17 protein-coding genes and 1 pseudogene are annotated in these 19,808 nt (G+C 71.9%); 7 read left to right on the top strand and 11 right to left on the bottom strand.

Annotated elements, in window-relative coordinates; translation table 11 throughout:
• Positions 1–12: 12 nt before the first annotated feature.
• The gene (locus ACZ6W9_RS10355) at positions 13–360 is read right to left on the bottom strand and encodes a Tn3 family transposase (RefSeq protein ID WP_389969275.1); all 348 of its coding nucleotides are present in this window, start codon (positions 358–360) and stop codon (positions 13–15) included.
• A 477-nt stretch (positions 361–837) separates the two neighbouring features.
• On the opposite strand from ACZ6W9_RS10355, the gene ACZ6W9_RS10360 reads away from it, so the two are divergent.
• On the top strand, positions 838–1,410 hold the full coding sequence (locus ACZ6W9_RS10360) for a TetR/AcrR family transcriptional regulator (RefSeq protein ID WP_389969273.1): 573 nt from the start codon (positions 838–840) through the stop codon (positions 1,408–1,410).
• 117 nt (positions 1,411–1,527) lie between these two features.
• Positions 1,528–2,511 (top strand): zinc-dependent alcohol dehydrogenase family protein, encoded by a 984-nt coding sequence (locus ACZ6W9_RS10365; protein ID WP_470117347.1) that lies wholly within the window; start codon positions 1,528–1,530, stop codon positions 2,509–2,511.
• Between the two features lie 15 nt (positions 2,512–2,526).
• Here ACZ6W9_RS10365 and ACZ6W9_RS10370 read toward each other — a convergent pair.
• Positions 2,527–2,691: pseudogene (locus tag ACZ6W9_RS10370) on the bottom strand (NAD(P)-binding domain-containing protein); the annotation flags it as partial.
• A gap of 56 nt (positions 2,692–2,747) precedes the next feature.
• Positions 2,748–3,671: an SDR family NAD(P)-dependent oxidoreductase gene (locus ACZ6W9_RS10375; protein ID WP_389969269.1), complete on the bottom strand. Its 924-nt coding sequence runs from the start codon at positions 3,669–3,671 to the stop codon at positions 2,748–2,750.
• Between the two features lie 133 nt (positions 3,672–3,804).
• Here ACZ6W9_RS10375 and ACZ6W9_RS10380 point away from each other — a divergent pair, with 133 nt between their 5' ends.
• A complete protein-coding gene (locus ACZ6W9_RS10380; protein ID WP_470117349.1) occupies positions 3,805–4,695 on the top strand; it encodes a helix-turn-helix transcriptional regulator in 891 nt (296 codons plus the stop codon).
• Positions 4,696–4,859: 164 nt separating this feature from the next.
• Here the strand turns inward: ACZ6W9_RS10380 and ACZ6W9_RS10385 are convergent, their stop codons facing one another.
• Entirely contained in the window at positions 4,860–5,870 is a 1,011-nt protein-coding gene (locus ACZ6W9_RS10385) for a DUF5937 family protein (RefSeq protein ID WP_389969265.1), read from the bottom strand.
• 87 nt (positions 5,871–5,957) lie between these two features.
• Here ACZ6W9_RS10385 and ACZ6W9_RS10390 point away from each other — a divergent pair, with 87 nt between their 5' ends.
• Together ACZ6W9_RS10390 and ACZ6W9_RS10395 are read left to right on the top strand one after the other, a co-directional pair.
• Positions 5,958–7,211 (top strand): MFS transporter, encoded by a 1,254-nt coding sequence (locus ACZ6W9_RS10390; protein ID WP_470117350.1) that lies wholly within the window; start codon positions 5,958–5,960, stop codon positions 7,209–7,211.
• 266 nt (positions 7,212–7,477) lie between these two features.
• Positions 7,478–8,305 (top strand): SCO6745 family protein, encoded by an 828-nt coding sequence (locus ACZ6W9_RS10395; protein WP_389969261.1) that lies wholly within the window; start codon positions 7,478–7,480, stop codon positions 8,303–8,305.
• 220 nt (positions 8,306–8,525) lie between these two features.
• Here the strand turns inward: ACZ6W9_RS10395 and ACZ6W9_RS10400 are convergent, their stop codons facing one another.
• The 3 genes from ACZ6W9_RS10400 to ACZ6W9_RS10410 all read right to left on the bottom strand — a co-directional run bounded on the left by ACZ6W9_RS10400 (position 8,526) and on the right by ACZ6W9_RS10410 (position 12,901).
• On the bottom strand, positions 8,526–11,198 hold the full coding sequence (locus ACZ6W9_RS10400; RefSeq protein WP_470117353.1) for a tetratricopeptide repeat protein: 2,673 nt from the start codon (positions 11,196–11,198) through the stop codon (positions 8,526–8,528).
• Positions 11,199–11,724: 526 nt separating this feature from the next.
• Entirely contained in the window at positions 11,725–12,141 is a 417-nt protein-coding gene (locus ACZ6W9_RS10405) for an NUDIX domain-containing protein (protein WP_389969257.1), read from the bottom strand.
• A 58-nt stretch (positions 12,142–12,199) separates the two neighbouring features.
• Positions 12,200–12,901 (bottom strand): CTP synthase C-terminal region-related (seleno)protein, encoded by a 702-nt coding sequence (locus tag ACZ6W9_RS10410; protein WP_389969255.1) that lies wholly within the window; start codon positions 12,899–12,901, stop codon positions 12,200–12,202.
• A gap of 77 nt (positions 12,902–12,978) precedes the next feature.
• On the opposite strand from ACZ6W9_RS10410, the gene ACZ6W9_RS10415 reads away from it, so the two are divergent.
• Both ACZ6W9_RS10415 and ACZ6W9_RS10420 read left to right on the top strand, forming a co-directional pair.
• Complete coding sequence (locus ACZ6W9_RS10415) at positions 12,979–13,848, top strand: LysR family transcriptional regulator (RefSeq protein ID WP_389969253.1); 870 nt, start codon at positions 12,979–12,981, stop codon at positions 13,846–13,848.
• Between the two features lie 67 nt (positions 13,849–13,915).
• Entirely contained in the window at positions 13,916–16,033 is a 2,118-nt protein-coding gene (locus ACZ6W9_RS10420) for a TerD family protein (RefSeq protein WP_470117356.1), read from the top strand.
• A 202-nt stretch (positions 16,034–16,235) separates the two neighbouring features.
• Here ACZ6W9_RS10420 and ACZ6W9_RS10425 read toward each other — a convergent pair whose 3' ends face one another.
• From ACZ6W9_RS10425 to ACZ6W9_RS10440, 4 genes are all read right to left on the bottom strand, one after another.
• Entirely contained in the window at positions 16,236–17,042 is an 807-nt protein-coding gene (locus ACZ6W9_RS10425; RefSeq protein WP_470117358.1) for a MerR family transcriptional regulator, read from the bottom strand.
• A gap of 23 nt (positions 17,043–17,065) precedes the next feature.
• Positions 17,066–17,953, bottom strand: a complete 888-nt coding sequence (locus ACZ6W9_RS10430) for an alpha/beta fold hydrolase (protein WP_389969247.1) — start codon at positions 17,951–17,953, stop codon at positions 17,066–17,068.
• Between the two features lie 130 nt (positions 17,954–18,083).
• Positions 18,084–18,695: a dihydrofolate reductase family protein gene (locus ACZ6W9_RS10435; protein ID WP_389969245.1), complete on the bottom strand. Its 612-nt coding sequence runs from the start codon at positions 18,693–18,695 to the stop codon at positions 18,084–18,086.
• A gap of 74 nt (positions 18,696–18,769) precedes the next feature.
• A complete protein-coding gene (locus ACZ6W9_RS10440; protein WP_389969243.1) occupies positions 18,770–19,612 on the bottom strand; it encodes a helix-turn-helix domain-containing protein in 843 nt (280 codons plus the stop codon).
• Positions 19,613–19,808: the final 196 nt, after the last annotated feature.

Raw genomic sequence — 19,808 nt, forward strand, 5'->3', positions numbered from 1 at the left:
TCGGCGGCGGGCTCAGCCGGCCGGGGCGGGCACGTCGTGGAAGGGGCGCAGCCCGGAGCCGACGTCAGCGCGGGTGAAGGCGTAGCGGCCCAGGAAGTTGATGAGCTCGTAGGCGATCGGTGACAGCCGGGCGCACATCTCGTCGGTGACCGGGAAGCCTTGGGCGTGCAGCCGCTGCACGGCGGCATCCAGATAGAGACTGTTCCACCAGATGACCGCGTTCAGCGCCAGACCCAGGCTGCCGAGCTGGTCTTCCATGCCCTCGCGGTAGCGCCGGCGCAACTGCCCGCGGTTGCCGAAGGCGATCTTGCGGGCGAGCCGGTGCCGGGCCTCCTGTACGTTCAGCTGCGTGCCGATCATCCGCCGGTAGCACTGTACGGCCCAGCCGAGCTTCTGGCTGGGCGCCGTTTCGCGGCCAGTGCATCCTAGGCACTGCGATCCAGCCGGAAGAACTGCTCCAGCTCCGCAGACGAGGGCTCCTCGGGGAAGCGGCCATAGCGGGCGATCTACTCATCGGAGAGAAATTCGAAGGGCATGGCCCAGGAACGTAAGCCCCGCGACCTGCCCAAACGAGCACCGTCATCGAACCGGTACGAAGATCAACTCCCTACCGCTAATTTCTGCACGCAGCCTCCTCGAAGGCCAAAAGGCCGCGGTCGATGTGGATCCGGTCTTCGGGAGCGCCGAGCGTCAGCTGGGGTACTGGGCTGAACGCTCGCCCGGAGTCCCTCGATCATCACGGAGAGTCACATTCCCCCGGGTGACGCCGAGCGCCGGACCCTGGCTTGTCAGCTCTTAATCGTACGGACTAGTCTGTTTGATTAAGGAGGTGTGGTGATGGCGACGCGAGTCAGGAAGACGAAATCCGAGGAGAAGATCCTCACTGCGGCGGCCGAGCTGTTCTACGCGAACGGGCTGCGCGGTGTGGGCATCGATCAGGTCATCGTGGCGTCGGGCGTCGCGAAATCGACGCTGTACGTGCACTTTCATACCAAGGAGGAGCTCGTCGCGGCGTACCTGCGCAGGACCGACGACTCCTGGATGGCGCAGCTGCAGGATGCCGCCGCACGCGCCGGGGACAGCCCTCGCGAGCAGCTCGTCGGGTTGTTCGACGCGCTGACGGACGCCTTCGACCGGCATGGCTTCTTCGGATGTCCGTTCATCAGTGCGGCGGTCGAGGCGGACCTCGACTCGCAGGCCCGGACCATCACCGTGCAGCACACTCAGCGCCGTCAGGCATGGCTGACCGAGCTGAGCGAGAAGGCCGGCGCCGCCGCCCCGCAGGCGCTCGCCCGGCATATCGGGCTCCTGATCGATGGCGCCCTGGCCTCCGGGCGCCTGCTCCAGGACCGCACCGTCGTGGATGAGGCGAAATCCGCGGCCCGCCTGCTTGTCGCCGGTTGCACCTGATCGCGCCCGAACCAGCCAGGCACCGTAACCGACATACGCGGCACCGGCCTTCATGGCAGCCGTCTCCGACGCCCCCGGCCCCACACCCACCTGACAGGACAAGAAGAAGGCACAGTCATGCGCGCAGTGGTTCTACAAGAGTTCGGCACTCCGCTGATCCTCAGCGAGATCGACAAGCCCGACGCCGGCCCGGGCCAGGTTCTGGTCAAGGTCATGGCCAGTGGCGTCAACCCGCTGGACACCAAGATATGGGCGGGCAAGGCCGCCCACGCCAAGCGCACGCTACCAGCGGTCCTCGGCCTGGATCTGGCCGGCGTGGTCGAGGCGGTCGGCACAGGCGTCAACGACTTCACGCCCGGCGACGAGGTCTACGGCATGACCGGCGGCGTCGGTGATCTGCAGGGCTCGCTCGCCGAGTACGCGGCCGTCGACGCCCGACTGCTCGCCCGCAAGCCGACCGCGCTGAGCATGCGCGAGGCCGCGGCCCTGCCCCTGGTCGTCATCACGGCCTGGGAGGGGCTGATCGACCGGGCACAGGTCCGCCCGGGGCAGAAGGTCCTCATCCACGGTGGGGCCGGCGGCATCGGTCATGTGGCCGTGCAGATCGCCCGGGCCCGCGGCGCCGAGGTCTTCGCTACCGCCTCGCCTTCGCGGCTGGAGGTCGTTGAGCGCCTGGGGGCCACCCCCATCGACTACACCACCACCGCGGTGGAGGAGTACGTCGCCGAGCACACCGGCGGCCAGGGCTTCGATGTCATCTTCGACACCGTCGGCGGGGCCGTGCTCGACGCATCCTTTGCGGCGGTACGCACCTACACAGGTCACGTTGTGAGCGCCTTGGGCTGGGGGACCCACAGCCTCGCGCCCCTGTCCTTCCGCGGGGCGACCTACTCCGGTGTCTTCACCCTGCTGCCCATGCTGACCGGTCGGAACCGGGAGCACCACGGCGAGATCATGCGCGAGGCGGCCGCGCTCGCCGACGCGGGGGCGCTCAAGCCGCTGCTCGACCCCAGGCGCTTCACGCTCGCCGACGTCGTCGACGCCCATGCGGCCGTGGAGAGCGGCGCCCTCCACGGCAAGATCGTGATCGACGTCGGCTGAGGCGGACGTCCCGAGTTCGGCCACCGTGGCGTGCACGGTGTGCGGGACCTTCTCCACCGCCGCCAAGGAGGCGCGGAGCCGGGTCCATACGTGCAGGTCGAAGCCGTGCTCGCCGATGACCTCTGCCATGGGGGCGCCCTGGTCGCCGAGACCGACGAAGCCGACCTTCCTGATCGGCACCTTCGTTGCGATGTTCTTTCGTCGTACGGGTGAGAAACGAGGACTGGAGAGCGTGCTCAGCAGACGATGTCGCTCGCCAGCTCCCAGAGGCGTTCGGCGTTCGCCGGGTCCAGCGCGTAGCGGGCCACGGCGGGAACGCCGAATCGCGTGGGCCGGGCATCGACCACCGGCGCCTCGTTGACATCCTCGAAATAGCGCCCGCCGACTCCTTCGACCAGTGGGGACGCGGCGAGGAACACGCTGGTCGCGGCACCCTGCTCGACCGTCTTGCGGTAGGGCTCCGGCGTCCTCAGGCCGCCGGTGTGCCGCTGCAGGTTGGTGGCGATCGCACCGGGGTGCAGGGCGTTGGCCATGATGCCATCGCCGGCCCAGCGGCGCTGTGCCTCGACGGCCAGGAGGACCTCCGCGGTCTTGGACTGGCCATAGGCGGTGAGCGCGTCGTACGGGCGGAAGCGGAAGTCGATGTCGTCGAAGACCACGGGGGAGAACAGGTGGCCGCCGGAGGACACCGAGACCAGGCGCGCACCGTCCGCCTCGGCGAGGGCGCGGTGCAGCCCCAGGCTCAAGGCGAAGTGCCCCAAGTAGTTGGTGGCGAACTGCTGCTCGTGGCCGCCGGTGCCGCGCTCGAGCTCCGGTGGCATCATGATTCCGGCGTTGTTGATCAGTATGTGCAGCGGGCCCTGCCAGGCGGCGGTGAACGCGCGTACCGACTCCAGGTCGGAAACGTCCAGGCGGGCGACGTGGATCGCGTCGTTCCCGGTGGTCTTGCGCAGCTCTGTCGCGGCCTGCTCGCCGGCGTCGGAACGGCGCACGGCGAGCGTGACCTCGGCGCCGCCGGCCGCCAGAGCACGGGCCGTCTCGACACCGATGCCCGAGTTGGCCCCCGTGACGACCACCCGCCTGCCGGACAGGTCGACGCCCTCGATCACATCGGAGGCGGTGCTGGTGCGGTCGAATGGGGTGGTGAAGAGCTGGGACATGTGACGTATTCCTCCCTGGTGCTCGGACTTTGCCGTCATCCTGCGCCGAACGCCGCCAGGCGGACCAGGACGGGCTGAGACTGGGACCGGCAGGGCCTCCCAGAGAACCGAAAATGCCTCCTAACCTGGAAACATGACCGCCGCCGGAGACGCCAACACACTGGGCCGATATCTGCGCGCCCGCAGGGAACTGGTCCAGCCCGACGAAGCCGGGGTTCTGGATCAAGGCAACCGGCGCGTCCCCGGGCTGCGCCGCGAGGAGGTCGCCTTCCTCGCGGGAATCAGCTCCGACTACTACAACCGCTTGGAGCAGGGCCGCGACAAAAACCCCTCCGAGCAGGTCCTGCGCAGCATCGCCCGCGCACTGCAGTTGGACGAGGAGGCCACGGCCTACCTGCTGCAGATCGCCGCACCGGCGAGAGCTCGGCGCAAACGGCCCCGCAAACCCGAGAGGGTCGGCGAGGGCATCCGCGCCCTCATCGACACGTGGCCGCTCACCCCGGCGTACGTCCACGGCAAGTACATGGACGTACTGGCCGCCAACAGCCTCGCCATCGCCCTCTCACCGTTCAACGCCCCGGGCCGCAACGGCATCCTCGCGGCTTTCCTGGAACCAGAGATGCGGGAGCTCCATCAGGACTGGGAGGACATGACCGCCCGGGTCGTCCCTTATCTGCGCTCCGTCGTCGGCGCGGACATCGACGACCCGCGCCTGGTCGAGATCCTCGGTGAGCTCTCCCTGCGCAGCGAGCGGTTCCGCAGGCTCTGGGCCCGGCAGGATGTCAAGCACAAGGCCAGCGGCACCAGCCTGCTCCTGCATCCCCAGGCCGGCCCTCTGGAGCTGCGCTACGAAAAGCTGCTGGTCCCGGGCACAGGCGGGCAGACGCTGATCATGTACCATGCGGAGCCGGGCAGCGCTTCCGAGGAACGCCTGCGCCTGCTCGCCGGCATGTACGCCCCCGAGCACGTCACCGGTACACCGGCTACAACCGTCCGACCCGTCCCCCGGCGCACCAGGCCATGACAACCGCGGACGACACACATCCGGCAGCCGCACCGCTGTTCTGAGTTTCCGTTACTGATTCCGTGGTCGGATATCAGCAACGGAGCAGGAGCGGGCCGAAGCGGGCCGAGGAACGGCAGGCCGGTGCGGCCGGGCGTCGCGCTCGTCAGAGGAAGGGCGCCGGCTCAGCGCGGCGGCCCGGTGAGGAGGGCCTCGGCCGCCTCGGTGCGCGCGTAGAGCACGAACCTTCCCGACCGGTGCGCGCCGGCCAGCCCCGCCGCGCGAAGCGCGGTCAGGTGCCGTGACACCCCGGCCATGGACATGCCGGTCCGCCGGCTCAGCTCGGTGGTGGAGGCGGGAGCCGACAGCTCGCCCAGCAGCATCGCGCGGGAGCGGCCGAGCACCCCCGCCAGCGCCTCGGGCACCTCGGTCCGGCGGTGTTCCCACAGCGTGGCGATCCCGCGCGGCGAGTAACGCAGCGTGGGCTGCCACGGCGGGACGGTGACCGAGAAGACCCGCGGCCAGATGAAGACCGAGGGCACCAGCAGCAGCCCCCGCCCGCCCAGCCTCCGCTCGTCCGACACGTGCCGGTGCCTGACGAACAGGGCGTCGTCCTCCCACCGGACGGCCGGGTCCAGGTCGTCGAGCAGCCGGCCCACGCCGCCCTCGGCCAGCAGCCGGGCCCGGTGCAGGATGTCGCCGTCGAGCAGGGCGCGGATGCCCGGCCAGTACGGTGCCAGCGCCACGTCCCAGTAGGCACGGATCACCTCCGACAGCTCCGCCAGCCCGCGTACGGGGTCCTCGCGCAGCACGGCCAGGCGGGAGCCGTCCATCCCGGTGAGGTCGGCGCGGACCCGCTCGGGCGGGGTGGCGCGCATGGTCGCCAGCTCCAGCTCCAGGCCGGGCGAGGTGGTGACCGGCGGCGGGCAGACGAACGCCGGGATCACCCGGGTGGGCACAGGCACCAGCTCGGCGAGCATGCCCCAGTCGACGCCCGCGGCCCGCAGCCTCGGTGCGACGGCCGACGTCCAGGGGCGGTGCAGCGGGTGCTCGCCGGGGCTCCTGAGCACCCGTGTGCTCGCCACCACCTCCCACAGGGGTGAGAACGCGAACCGCGTGCAGGCCAGATCGGCCAGCCCGAACTCCAGTCGCAGCACGCCGCGGCCCTCCTCGTAGGCGTTCCGGCAGCCCTCCATCGGAGCCGGAACGGTACCGCGCACCGGCCGATTCGCTCCAGCGCGAATCGATGGAGCGGACCGGGAGGCGACGGCAGGGTCGGGCGCATGACGACTTCGACGACGTCCGGCGGCGCGGTGTTCGCCGACGCCGATTTCCGGCGGCTGTTCGCCGCGGCCACGGCCAGCAGGCTGGGCACCTCGATCGGGCAGCTGGCGCTGCCCCTGGCGGCGGTGACGGCGCTCGGCGCCGGGCCCGCGGAGGTCGGGGCGCTCGCGGCGGCGAGCACCCTGGCGTTCCTGCTGATCGGCCTGCCCGCGGGGGCCTGGGTGGACCGGGTGCGGCGGCGGCCGGTGCTGGTGGCGGCCGATCTGGCGCGGGCCGTACTGCTGGGGTCGGTGCCGCTCGCCTGGTGGGCGGGGGCGCTGACCCTGGCACAGCTGTACGCGGTGGCGCTGCTGTGCGGGGCGGCCACGGTGTTCTTCGACGTCGCCGACCAGAGCTACCTGCCGCACCTGGTCGGGCCCGGACGGCTGACGGCCGCCAACACCGCGCTGGTCAGCATGGACGCGGCCAACCAGCTCGCCGGCCGGGGCGTCGGCGGCCTGCTGGTGGAGCTGCTGTCGGCCCCGGTGGCGATCGCCGTGGACGCGCTGAGCTTCCTGTGGTCGGCGCTGTGCCTGCGCTCCATCCGCCGCCCCGAGCCTCGGCCCGGTACGGCGGGGGCGAGCCTGGGCCGCGACATCGCCGAGGGGGTCCGGCTGGTGGCTCGCCACCCGATCCTGCGGGCCTTCACCGCCGAGGGCGCGCTGACGAACCTGGGCAGCCAGATCGTCCTGACGATGCTGCCCGTGCTGTTCGTCCGGGAACCGGGCCTGTCCCCGCTGTGGCTCGGCGCGTTCCTCACCGCGGGCGGGGCCGGCTCCCTCCTCGGCTCGGCCGCCGCACGCCGCCTGGGCACGCGGCTGGGGGAGGGGCGGCTGATCCTGCTGACCAGCGTCGGGATCGTGCCCTTCCTGCCGCTGGTGCCGCTGCTGGACGGCGGCGCCGGACTGTGGGCGGCCGGGGCGGCGTGGGCGGTGCTCACCGTCAAGGTCGGCGTCAGCAACGTGATCAAGGTGAGCTACCGGCAGCGGGTCACCCCGGATCGGCTGCTGGGCCGGGTCGGGGCGACGATGCGTTTCCTGCTGACCGGGGCGCTGGCGATCGGCGCCGGGGTGTCCGGCCTGGTCGGCGAGCTGGCGGGGGTGCGGGCGGCGCTGTGGGCGGGGGCAGGCGTGCTGGCGGTGAGCTGCCTGCCGATCGTGTGCTCACCGCTGCGGACGCTGCGCGACCTTCCTGCGGGTGAGGGTCCGGCGTGACCCGGCTTCGCGGGATACGGCCCACCGGTGTCCTCGCGTCCGGACGGCCGACGGCGTCTGGGACGCTGTCCGTCCTCGGCCCGGTCGATGCGGCCGGCCGCTACGGCGTCGAGTCCGGGTGACACCCCGGCGCCGCCCGGCGGAATCGACCGGGGTTGTCGTATCCGGGCCGCGTCGTTCGTAGTCAGGGTGAACGGTCGCCCACGAGGGCGCCGTCACGACCGGCTGTCACGATCAGCTGTCACGACCAGGGGAGATGCCGACCGATGCAGCAGCACCCACAGGCCAGGATCCGCCGCATGTTCGAGCTCGTCGAGCCGATCGCCACCGTCACCTTCTCCGAGGTGGTGAACGAGGCGTTCCTGGCCCTCGGCATGCGCGACTACTGGGACGGATACTTCGCGGGCCGGGCCGCACCGCTGGGGCCGGCGCCGGCCGCGGTGGTACACGCGGTCTTCTACAACTTCGCCGACGGCGAGGTGGCACGCCACATCCCCTGGGTGTGGGGAAAGGTCACCCCGCAGGAGGCGATCACCGTACGCGAACGGGGCAGCGCCGCCGCCCTGCGGCAGATGATCGGAGAGCTCGCCGACTCGCCCGGCCTGGTGCGGGCCGCCGACCTCGCCACCCGGGCGGCGGTCAGCGCGCCGGCCGAGGGCCGGCCACTGTACGCCGGGCTGCGGGCGCTCGACGTGCCCGAGGAGCCGGTGGCCAGGCTCTGGCACGCGGCGACGCTCCTGCGGGAGCACCGCGGGGACGGCCACAACGCCGCCCTTCTCGCCCACGGCATCGGCGGCACCGAGTCCCACGTCCTCATGGCCGTTTCCCTCGGAATGAGGGCGGAGGAGTTCGGCCGGATCCACCACCTGCCCAAGGCACGGCTGGCCGCCGTGGTCGACGGGCTGCGCGGCCGCGGCCTCGTGGACGCCGCCGGCGGGTTCACCGACGCCGGCCGGGAGACCAAGCGGCGGATCGAGGCGCTCACCGACGAGCTGGCCGCGCCGGCGTACGGCGTGCTCAGTGCGGACGAGCTCGACGAGCTGGCCGCGGGACTGGAGCCGATCGCCGCGGCGGTACGGGCCTTCGGCGACTGAGCGGGCACGTCAGGCCGCCGGGACGGCCACGACCTGGCCCGGCGCCAAGCTGCTCGGCGTCGGCCCGGGAACGCTGTACAACCACATCCCCGAACTGCGCGAACCACGAACCAGCCAGGCGCAGCAACTGCCGCGCTGAGACGGATCACCATTCCAGCGGAGGTCTACGCTGAGATCTTGAACAGCGGTGATGCGTTGATCCCTTGAGATCACCACCGTTTCAGAGACGCTCCTCAGCCTCCTTCGTCCACCGGGCAAGGCTGGCGCGGGCAGCTAACACCTCCGAATGCTTCGGACCCATTACCCGTTCGAGCACCGGCAGCAACGCCTCGTACTGGTCTCGGGCACCGGCCGCATCCCCCGCCTCTGCCGTCACGGCTGCGAGGTTGGTCCGGGCGGTCATTGTGCCCATATGCTCGGGACCCAGCACCCGCTCAAGTACCGGCACCAGGGCTGTGTACCGATCCCGAGCACCGGCCACGTCCCCCGCCTTTCCCGTCCAGAACGCCAGGCCGGCCCGAGCCATCAGTGTGCCCGGATGCTTCGGACCCATCACCTGCTCAAATGTCGGCAGGAGTGCCGCGAGCTGGTCCCGGGCGCCTGCCGCGTCCCCCGCACTTCCCGTCCAAGACGCCAGATTGCCCCGCGCCGTCAACGTCTCCGGATGCTTCGGACCCATCACCTGCTCAAATGTCGGCAGGAGTGCCGCGAGCTGGTCCCGGGCGCCTGCCGCGTCTCCCGCATTTCCCGTCCAGGACGTCAGGTTTGCCCGGACCTTCAACGTTTCCGGATGTTTCGGACCCATTACCCGTTCGAATACGGGCAGCAGTGCCGTGAGCTGGTCCCGGGCGCCTGCCGCATTCCCCATCTGCCCCGTCCAGGACGCCTGGTCGGCTCGGATGGTCAGTGTCTCCGGATACTCCGGACCCAGTACCCGCTCGGCAACTGGCACCAGGGCCGCGTATCGATCCCGAGTACCGACCGCATCCCCCGCCCTCCCAGTGACAGCTACGAGGTGCATCCTGACGATCAGCGTGCCCGGATGCTTTGGGCCCATTACCTGCTCGAATACGGGCAGCAGTGCCGCGAGCTGTTCCCGGGCACCTGCCGTGTCCCCCGCTCTCTCCGTGAGGAACGCCAGGTTGACCCGGGCGCCCAGCGTCTCCGGATGTTCAGGTCCAAGGGCGTGGTTCAGCACGATGTAGCGGCGGTGTTGCAGGGTTCGGGCGGTGCGGTAGTCGCCGCTGGCGTTCAAGTAGATAAGGACGGCATTCATGGCGTCGGAGCCGGCGTCCAGGACAGCCTGGGCATGTGGCAATAGCCGGGCGTAGGTCGGCCAGGAGGAGATGTGCTCGGGATTGTCGGGCAGTGCGGCCTGCAGCAGGTCGGCGGCGACGGCGCGGGTAACGGTCCGGGCGTCATCAGGCAGGGCGGCCAGGGTGACGGCTTGGACCAGGCGGTGGACGCTCACCGCCTGCCCATCCCGCGATCGGTTGATCATGCTGTAGGAGGCCAGAGTTCCCAGGGCGTCGGCGATGGCGGCGGCGTCGGTACCCTCGACCCCGGTCAGCACCTCGCACGGCAGGTCATCAGGGGCGTAGCAGGCCAGCACGTGCAGCAGCCGCATCGCCCGTGGGTTGATCCGCTCGATCCGCGCACACGTCACCTGCCATACCCGGGTGACGACCCGGTCGGTCGCCGCATCGTGCCGTGGATCGGCGCTCAGTGCCCGCGCCGGGGTGGTGCGCAGCAGGTCCAGGTAGGTGGCCGGGTCCATGCCGGGGGTGGCGGCGAGGTAGGCGCCGGCTTGCTTGAGCGCCAGCGGCAGTTCACCGAGCTCCGCCGCCAGCTCCCCGGCCACCGCCCGGTCAATGGTGGTCTCGGTGCCGATCATCTCCAGCAGCAGCTCCACCGCCTCGGCGCGCGGCAGCACCTCCAGCCGCAGCACCTCACCGACGTCCCGCCAGCCGACGGCGCGGCGGCTGGTGACCAGCACGTGTCCGGTGCGCAGGCGACCGAGGTATGGTTGCAGGTCCTCGGCATCCGCTGCGTTGTCGAAGACCACCAGCCAGTCGTCATGGGCGGCCAGCCAGGCCAGTGCCCAGGCCTCGGCCTCCTCGGCCGGCGCCTGGGCCGCAGCCGTGGAGGCTACGCCCGCGCACAGCGCCCGGCCCAGCCCGGCCAGCCCGGCCTGGATCTGCTCCGGGATCTCGGCGGTGATCCACCACACCAGCCGGTAGGCGCCTTGGTGCCGCTCGGCGTACTGCAGGGCCAGTTCGCTCTTGCCGATCCCGCCCAGCCCGACCACCGCCTGGGTGATCACCCCGGGGCCGGAGCGCAGCGCCGCCTCCAGCTGCCCCAGTTGCTCCTGCCGTCCGACGAACACTCCCGCCGGGCGGCGCGGCAGCCCGGCCAGCCCGCCCACCGGCACCTGCACCGCGTCGGCGGGCGGCAGCGGCGGCCGCACCTCGGCGGTCGTCGTGGTGATCGTGGCCCCGTCGCCGGTGATGAGCATTCCGGCGGTGAGGTCGCCGGTCACGGCCACCGCCCGCTCCGCCCCGGCTGCGGCGCCGCCCGGGCCGGTCACCGTACCGCCGGAGACCTGCCCGACGACCATGCCACCCGCCATCGCCCCGCCCACCACCGGCGACCCCGGCCCCGAGGAGGATGCTGCAGGTACGGCGGGCGCATCGGATGACGGCGTGGCCTGTTCGCGCAGTTGGGTCAGCAACCCCACTCCGGCCACCACCAGGCTCGCGACGCCGACGAACAGGCTCAGCACGCTAGCCCGCTTATCCAGCACGTCCAGCACCGCATCAGGCAGGTGCAGCGGGTCGGCGAAGAACCCCACCAGCCCGACGGTCAGCGCCAGCACCGACACGGTCACGCCCACGGCCGTCACCGCCCGACGTCGGCGGTTCCGGACCGGTGTCGGAGGTGTGCTCTGGGGCTGCGAGGCGGGGGAAGTCGACACCCTTCCAAGATTGCCGTTTGCGGCCGATACCGCGTCAAGGTGTCACGAACCCGTTACTGACATTGTCACCTAGCGGGCACCGCGTGAAATTCGACCCGGGCCGATCCCGGTCGCTGAGACTTGTCACGAACTGGTATATGTGGCGGTTCTGACCGGCCAGAACCGCCGCACTGTCCGGTATTCCCCTCGGAGGCGCCACCGCCAGCCCACCCCCCGATCTGGCCCTCGGGGCGGTCGTCGCGCAGGCGGGCGGCCAAGATGCGCTGGGTGGTCGGCCGTACCTGCAGCTCGCCCTCCCGGTCACCGTCTTCTTGCCGCGGGGCGGGTTCGGCGGGCAGGGGGACGCCGGTGCGGGCGACCCGATAGCGGCCCCGGTCGATCATGAATCGGGCCGGGGCGAGTACGCGGATCCGCAGCCGAGCGCACCCCAGGCTTCCGGGCGGCGTCACGTGACAAGCACGGCGGTGAGCATTGAGAGATACGACTCATGAGCGAGACGCAGGCCGCCGAGGTCGGACGTCTCGAACCACGCCACAGCGTCGTGCTCGTCCGGCGCGGCGTTGACGGGTGTTCCGTTCCAGCCGTCGACCAGCCAGATCCGCATGTCGAACGCCGCGGTCAGGATCCGACGCATCGGCGGGCCGGACGGCTCCGGCGCCGTGATCCCCAGCTCCTCCCGGAGCTCGCGGACAAGGCTCTCCTTCGGATCCTCCCCCTCCTCGACATGACCGCCCGGCAGGTCCCACACGTCGGGATACCAACGGCGTGCGGCGCTTCGATGACACAGCAACACCCGATCGCCGTCGCGAAGAACGGCCGTCACGATCCGGACCGGACCTGAGGCGTCGGCGGAGGTCGTCATCGGCACATTCTCACCCATGCGGATCCGCCGCGGACAAGGCGCGTCCTGGCGGCACCCGTCACCGTGCGTGAGCCGAGGCGTGGGCGACGGCCGCGGAGGCGAACGCGGTGATGGCCGGATGCGGCCTGCCGCCGTCCCCGGCCAGCTCCGGCTGGAAGAGGGTGGCGAGGAAGAAGGGGTGACCGGGCAGCTCCAGGACCCGTACGGCCCCCTCCGCGCCGCGGCCGGTGAACCTCAGCCCGCCCTCTTCGAGCACCGGCACGTAGGCGGGGTCGAGGCCGAAGCCGCAGGAGTACTTCTCCACGGTGCGGTCCGCGCCGACGATCCTCTCGATCAGCGAGCCCGGCTCCAGCCGTACCTCCTCCTCGTGGCCGGCGAGCGAGCAGGCCAGGGGGACCAGCAGGAACTCCCCGGCTCCGGGGTCGTTCTCGGCGTGCGCGACCCGCAGGCCCAGCATGTCGCGGGCGTACTCCAGCAGGGTGTGCTGGAAGCCCCCGCAGGTGCCGAGGAACGGGATGCCGTTCTCGCGGGCGGTGCGGGCGGCGTTCACCGCGCCGGCCTCGCTGCGGTAGGGGCTGCCGGGCAGCATCCAGACGCCGTCGAACCCCTCCAGCCCTTCGGCCTCGTCGGTGGGGATCCAGTAGGCGTCCACGGTCAGTCCGTCGCGCTCACGCAACGCGGCGAGGAGGGCGGGGACACGGGTGTGGGCCTGGACGGCGGGTGATCTGTCGCCCACCAGGGCGATTCTCGCGATGGTCACGCGCCCATCCTGACCGCCGCCCGCCGATGAGGGCCAACGATGATTCCTGCTGCGGCGATAAGTGATACTGATGCGCCGTGGATCCGCATCTGCTGCGCACGTTCGTGACCGTCGTCCGCCGCCGGTCCTTCTCCGCCGCCGCCGAGGAGCTCGGCTACACCCAGTCGGCGGTGTCCCAGCAGATCGCCGCGCTGGAGGCCGATCTGGGCCTGCCGCTGCTGCGCCGCCGTCCGGTGGCGCCGACCCGGGCGGGGGAGCGGCTGCTGGAGCACGCCCGGCCGCTGCTGCTGCGGCACCGGGCGGCCCGCGCGGACGTGCTGCGTGCCGCCGCCGGGCCGGCCGGGCGGCTGACCGTGACGGCCTCCCCTCTGGCGCTGGTCCCGGCGGTCGTCCGCGCCCTGGAGCCGGGCGGTCCGGCGGTGACGCTGCGTACGGCCGACCGCGATCGCGTGGCCGAGGAGGTCGCCTCCGGTGACGCCGACCTGGGGTTCGCCGACGGGATCGCGGCTCCGAGCGATCCGCTGCGCCTGGCCGGCACGGGGGCGCCGACCGGCGTGGGGATCGCGGAGGAGGAGTTGGTGGTGGTCCTGCCCGCGCGGCATCCGCTGGCGGGCGGGCGGGGGCTCGCGCTGGCCGGCCTGGCCGACGCGCTGTGGCTGCACGCCCCCGCCTTCGTGCCGGTGGAGCGGCTGCGCGAGGTGGCGGGCGGCGGCGCCTTTCGGACCGGGTTCCGCTACGACGGCCATGACCTGCGCACCGTCCTGAAGCTGGTGGCCGCCGGGCACGGCCTCGCCCTGCTGCCCGCGTCGGCCGCGGCCGACGCGGGAGCGGGAGCGCTGACGGCGGTGCCGCTGACGGCGCCGCGCCTGGTGCACCGGGTGGAGATGCTGTGCGACCCGCTCGCCTCCGGCGAGGTGCGGGCCGTCGCCGACCGGCTCGGCGCCTGACCGGGCCCCTGCGGCGTATCACGAAAAACCCGGAGAGAAGCGATGTTCGCCGTCATAGGGTGCGGGCGTGGACAATCTTGAAAGGCTCATCATCACCCGGCGGCTGCGGGTCCCCCTGGACGCTCCCGCCGGCGCCGTGCCGGGCTGGGGGGAGACGGCCGCCCGCCAGCTCGACGCGGCGCTGCTGAGCGTCGGTTTCACCTGCTCGCCGGCCCTGCTCGGCCGCCTGGCGGAGCTGCCCGGCGCCACCGTGGTGGACCTGGGCGTGCGGATCCTGGCCGCCGTCCGTGAGCTGGTGGGCGACCACGTACGGCACAACGCCTACTTCATCGACTTCCCCGCGAACGTGCCGGACACCCTGGAGTTCTGGGCGGGCCTGATGCGGGAGGCGCTGCTCGACCCGGTCACCGCCGACGGCGGCCGGCCGCCGTCGCTCGACCTGCTGGCCCTGCCGGGCTACGGCCGCTACCGGCACTCCTACGCCGACCTGCTGGCCGCGCACGCCGAGCTGGTCCCGCTGGCCGCCGACCGGGTGACCGTACTGGAGCTCGGCGGCAGCCTGGAGGCGGAGGCGTCCGCGCTCTACCTCTCGCTGGCGGGCGCGGAGACGCCCCTGGCCGCCGAGGACCTGACGGCGCTGCGCGCCCTGGCCGGGTTCTGCGCCGACCGGCCCGAGCAGCCCGAGCGCATCCCCGTGCGGGAGAACCGCGCCGTCCTCAACGAGGTACGGCTGGCCGCCGGCCGGCCCCTGCTCGTCGACACGGTGACCGACGTGCTCCGGCTCGCCTGCGGCTGCTCCGGCGGCGACGTCACGCTGGCCGTGCCCACCCGGTTCCGCTCGTTCCGCCGCGCCGAGCGGCGGATCCTGCTCGAGGCCCTGAACACCGTCGCCTCCCCGTCCGCGCTCGGCGACGTGCCACGGCACCGGGAACGGTGGAAGCGGCTCGGCGAGCGGCTGCACCCCCACGAGTACCCGCACCTGGCGCGTGCCGCCCGCGTCTTCGAGGTGGCCAGGGGCGAGCGCCGGGCGGTGAGCCTCGACGGGCGCGTCGAGGCCGCCCTGTCGGCCGGCCGTACGGCCGAGGCCGTCGAGCTGCTGGGGAACGCGCCCGGCGCTCTGCTGCGCCGCCTGGACCACCTGCTGCGGGCGGGTTCCGCGTCCGCCGTGCTGGACGCCGCGGAGAAGGCCGCCGCGGGCGCCTCCGGCCGCGTGCTGCTGTCCCTGCGCGAGCACCTGCAGAACCGGATCGCCCCCGCCGCGGGCCGCGTCTTCGCCAACCGGCACGGCAGGGCGTGGACGGCGCCCGACACCCGCCCGCCGCTCGCGGAGGAGGTCGTCACACGGGCGCTCGCCGTCCTGGACGAGGAGATCACCCGCCGCCTCCCCGACCCCGGCGAGCTCGTCGTCGACCCCGACGTGCTCGACGTCGCCCTGCCGTTGTCCGGCAAGGCCGTCGCGCCCGGGATCGGCGTGCTGCCCCGCGGCTCGCTGTCGCCGGTGGACGGCGAGCTGTTCCGGTTCTTCGTCCACTGGCGGCAGACCGCGCGGCGCACCGACTACGACCTGTCGGCCCTCATGCTCGACGCCTCCTACGGCGACCCCGAGCACATCTCGTGGACGAACTACGGCAACGGCTTCGCCGCCTACTCCGGCGACCTCACGCAGGCGCCCGACGGCGCGTCGGAGTTCATCGACGTCAGGCTGGCGGAGGCGACCCGGCCGATCATCATCCCGCAGGTGAACGTCTACGCCGGGGAGCCGTTCGACCAGGCCGCCGAGGCGTTCTTCGGGTACATGACCAGGGACGCCGCGCAGGAGGGCAGGCCGTTCGAGCCGCGGACCGTGCGGATGAAGTCCGACCTGCGCGGGTCGGGCCGCGTCGCCCTGCCGTTCGTGCTGCTGCGCGGTGACGACGGCCGGTGGCGGGTGAAGTGGCTGCACCTCTACCTGAGGGGGTTCCCGCACTTCAACCAGGTGGAGGGCAACCGGGTGACCACCTCGCTGCTGACCCGCTCGATCGTGGAGCGCGACTACCTGCGGGTCCGGTATCTCACCGATCTGCTGCGCGCCCGGGGTTCGACGGCCGCCCACACCACCTACATCGGGCTGGAGACGCCGGCCGGACTGCCGCCGGGCTCGCGGGTGTACACGCCCGGGACACTGCACGAACTGATCCCCGCCTGATACGGTCGGGGTGCGAGGCCATGGGAGGGCTTCCTTCCACCTTCTTTGGATCGGCAGGCAGGTTTCGGCCTCCTGCCGACGGTTCCAGTCTTCCCGCTTTCCTCGCACACCGGCCGTGAGGCCATTCGGGGGCTTCCTTCTTCCTGGTTCGATTCCAGGTAGGCCCATGGGCCTACTGGTGCTCTCAGCTCCCGGGCCCCCCTCACGACCGGCCGCCCTTTCCCTCCGTCTCGGTGTCAGCCGGGGGCACGCGTTCGAGCCTGGTCCAGCCCGTCCAGCCTCGCCGGCTCAGCAGCTCGATCAGCCGGCGTGCCGCCGGCACGGTGTCGAAGGCCAATCTGTCCATCAGCTCGACGAGGGACGGCTCGATATCGGTGTCGTCCATGTAGTCCTCGCCGTGCTCGCCGGCCAGCCACGTGAGGTAGGCGGCCAGCCTCTCCGCGAGTCCGGCCAGCCGCGGGTCGTCATCGGCCCGGTCGAGAGCCTGGCCGAGGGCGAGGTAGAAGTCGACGAGCCGTGGATCGGCGATCTGCTCCCGCTTGCGGGCCATCCACTCCGGGACCCGCTCGGGTGAGCGCGCGGCCAGCGGGATCCAGCCGTCGTGCTCGGCCCGGACGATCCGCTCGTCGACCCCGAGCGCCCGCAGCCGGCCGAGATACCCGACCACCTCCGGGGGCAGCGCCAGGCCGTCCCCGGAGGTGAGCCGGGCGATCCGTTCGCGGTGCCGTTGCCGCTGCCGGATCTCCGTCCGCAGCCGTTCGTCGATCTCCGCGACCGCCGCGGCGAACTCCTCCTCGCCGGCCCGCAGCAGCTGCCGCACCCGTGCGAGCGGGACCCCGGCCTCGGCGAGCGTCCGGATCCTGATCAGCTCGACCACGGCGCCGGCGTCGTATCTGCGGTAGCCGGAGTGGTCCCGCTCCGGCTCCGGCAGCAGCCCCTTGGCGTGATAGTGCCGCACCGTGCGCACCGTCACCCCGGTGTACGACGCCAGCTCGCCGATGGTCAGCATCGCACCAGTCTCCTACGGGGAGTTCAGGGACGCGCCTGGCGCACACCCCGGATGATCCGGGCGATTTCCGAGGCGTGGGTGAAGACCAGTCCGTGGTCGGCGTCGATCCAGGAGACGGCGATGTCCGGGTGTTCGCGGACGAGCCGTTCGATGCCCGCGCGCCAGTTCCGGTTGAACCGCGGTGCGTGCCCCTCGCCGCCGTCGCCGGCCATCGAGGTCGACATGATCATGCTGATCGGCCGGTCGATCCTCCTGTAGCGGTCGAGGATCCCGGCGCGCACCGCGTCGATCTCAAGGTTCACGTCGAGGATCTCCTGGGCGGTGAGCAGCACCTGACGCGCGGTGCCCCGCTCGGCCTCCCGCAGGGTCGCCATGTCCTCCCACATGGCGCGGAACTCCGGCAGGACGGCATCGGTGACGAACGGCTCGGGCACCGGGTTCGCCCCGTCGATGAGAACGAGTCCGGCGACGGAGCCGGGATGCGCGGAGGCGTGGTGCACGGCCAGGTCGGCGCCCAGCGAGTAGCCCACCAGCACGGGCGCCGCGGACAGGCCCAGGTTTCCCAGCGCCGCCATCACCGTGGCGAGGTCGCTGAGAAAGGCGTCGAAGGAGTACCGGCCGGCGGCCGAGGCGAGGCCGTGGCCCCGCAGGTCGAAGGTCACCACGTCGTGGTCGCGCCGCAGCAGCCCGGTCAGCTCGCGCAGGCCGGCCTGCGTCGAGTTCAGTCCGGGGCACAGGACCAGCGGTCGTCCCCGGCCGCCGCGGGACACCGGGATGGTGACGCCGTCATGGTGGATCGTGAAGTGTCGTGTCGTTCCGCCGTCTCTTCCTGCCCGCACGCCCTCGTCGCCGTGCTCGCCGTACCGCTCATGAGGTCCGGCGACCTCGATCGCCTCGGTTCTCTTGTTCATGCCGCCATGCTGGGAGCCTGACGCTGCGTCAGGGTCAAGCGGCGCGGTGACAGGACGTCCGCGTCCCGGCCCCGGGCTCACGCGCCGCGGGCTCCTCCGGCGGAGAACCCGGCGTCGCGTCCCCCGGGGCTCAGCGGCGCACCCGGAACCTCAGATGCAGCACCCCCTCGCTCTGGATGACCACGTGGGGGTCCTCCAGCAGATGCCGCCCATCGATGTCGCCGAAGTAGCGTCTGCCCGACCCGAACACCACCGGCACCACGTCCATCGCCACCTCGTCCACGAGGCCGGCCTCCAGGATCCGGCCGCCCACCTCGCCGGCGTTCACCGCGACGGTCCGGTCCCCGGCGAGTTCCCGGGCCCGGTCGATCGCGGCCGTCACATCGCCGGCGAAATGGCACGACGCCTCCGGGTGCCAGCCCTCGGGCTTGGGCCGATGGGACACCACGACGATGTGGTCGCCCGCGGGCGGCCGCCCCTCCCAGCCGTTCACCAGGTCGAACAGGCGCCGGCCCATCACGGTCGTGCCGATCGTCTCCCATGTCGACCGGACGTACTCCGCCGACGCGCGTGGGACCTTGACGCGGCTTCCTGAGCCGGAATGGTCGTATCCCCGGCCGTCGTCTTCGGTGACCGGGGCCTCGCCGTTGAAGTACCAGTCATGGAGCGGCCCGACGTCGTCGTTCTCGTCGGCGATGAAGCCGTCCACCGACATCACGCTGTGCATGATCACTTTTCCCACAGGGTCTCCCGAAGTCCTCTCGCGCGTTCGCCCCCGATCCTTCCGCCCTCGCAGGCCGGCGGGCTTGTAAAAAATCAATCGGCGGGCATCGGGCCGCTGTCCGGAGGGAACCCCCGTTCGGCGGGGAACCGGCGGCGCAGGGCCAGGTAGTCCGTCGGGGTGTGGCCGGTGAAGTCCTTGAACTCCCTGATGAAATGGGCCTGGTCGAAGTAGCCCGCCGTCTGGGCGAGCCGCGGCCAGTCGACCGGGCCCAGGGCGTCCACGGACACGATCAGCCGTGCGAAACGGTAGATCCGCGCCACCCGCTTGGGGGTGACCCCGACATGGGCCTTGAACTGCGCGGCCAGGTGGGTGCCGCTCACCCCGGCGGCGTCGGTCAGCGCGGCGATCGGGACCGCGCCGTGTGTGGTCTCCAGGCGGCCGCCCGTGTGCCGGACCAGGTTGAGACCGCGCGCCGGCGGCTCGGCGAGTCGTGACAGCAGTTCCTCCTCCACTGCCCGCAACCCCTCGGCGGCCGATGCGAGGCCGCCGACCCGGTTGCGGATCCGGTCCAGGGACCGCCGCCAGACGGCGTCGACCGGCACCCACCGGTTCCGCAGCTCGGCCGCCGGTACGCCGGCGAACGGCGAGAGTCCCCAGGGCTTGAAGTGCACCCCGACGAGCCGCACCGGTGTGGGGTACTCGAAGAGGAAACGTCTGGTCCACACGCCCATGAACCACCCGTCGGTGAGCGTCGCCGGCGGCGTCGAGGGGTCGGAGTCCCACAGGCGGACGGGTCCGCCCAGGTTGACGAACAGGTACGCCGACGGCATCGGCGGGACGTTCATCCGGCGGTGGCGCGGCGTCCCGGTCAGGCAGTAGATGTCGTCGATGAACCGGTCGAGCGGCGGCGGGGGCACCCGGGCGACGTATTCCATCGCGTCAGTGTGGCCGATGGGCGTCCGGCCTCGGGGGTTCACGAGCCACGGGTGCCCCGCCGGGCGGCGGAGATCACATTTCGGCTGCTCGCCCGGCGTGGGCACGGCGGCGGACGGCGGCGGACGGCGGCGCGGAACGCCCCGTTCCCATGCGAATACGGCGGATCCGCTTGAGAAATGCATACCGAATATGCAT

The organism is Streptosporangium sp. NPDC053982, assembly GCF_055585205.1.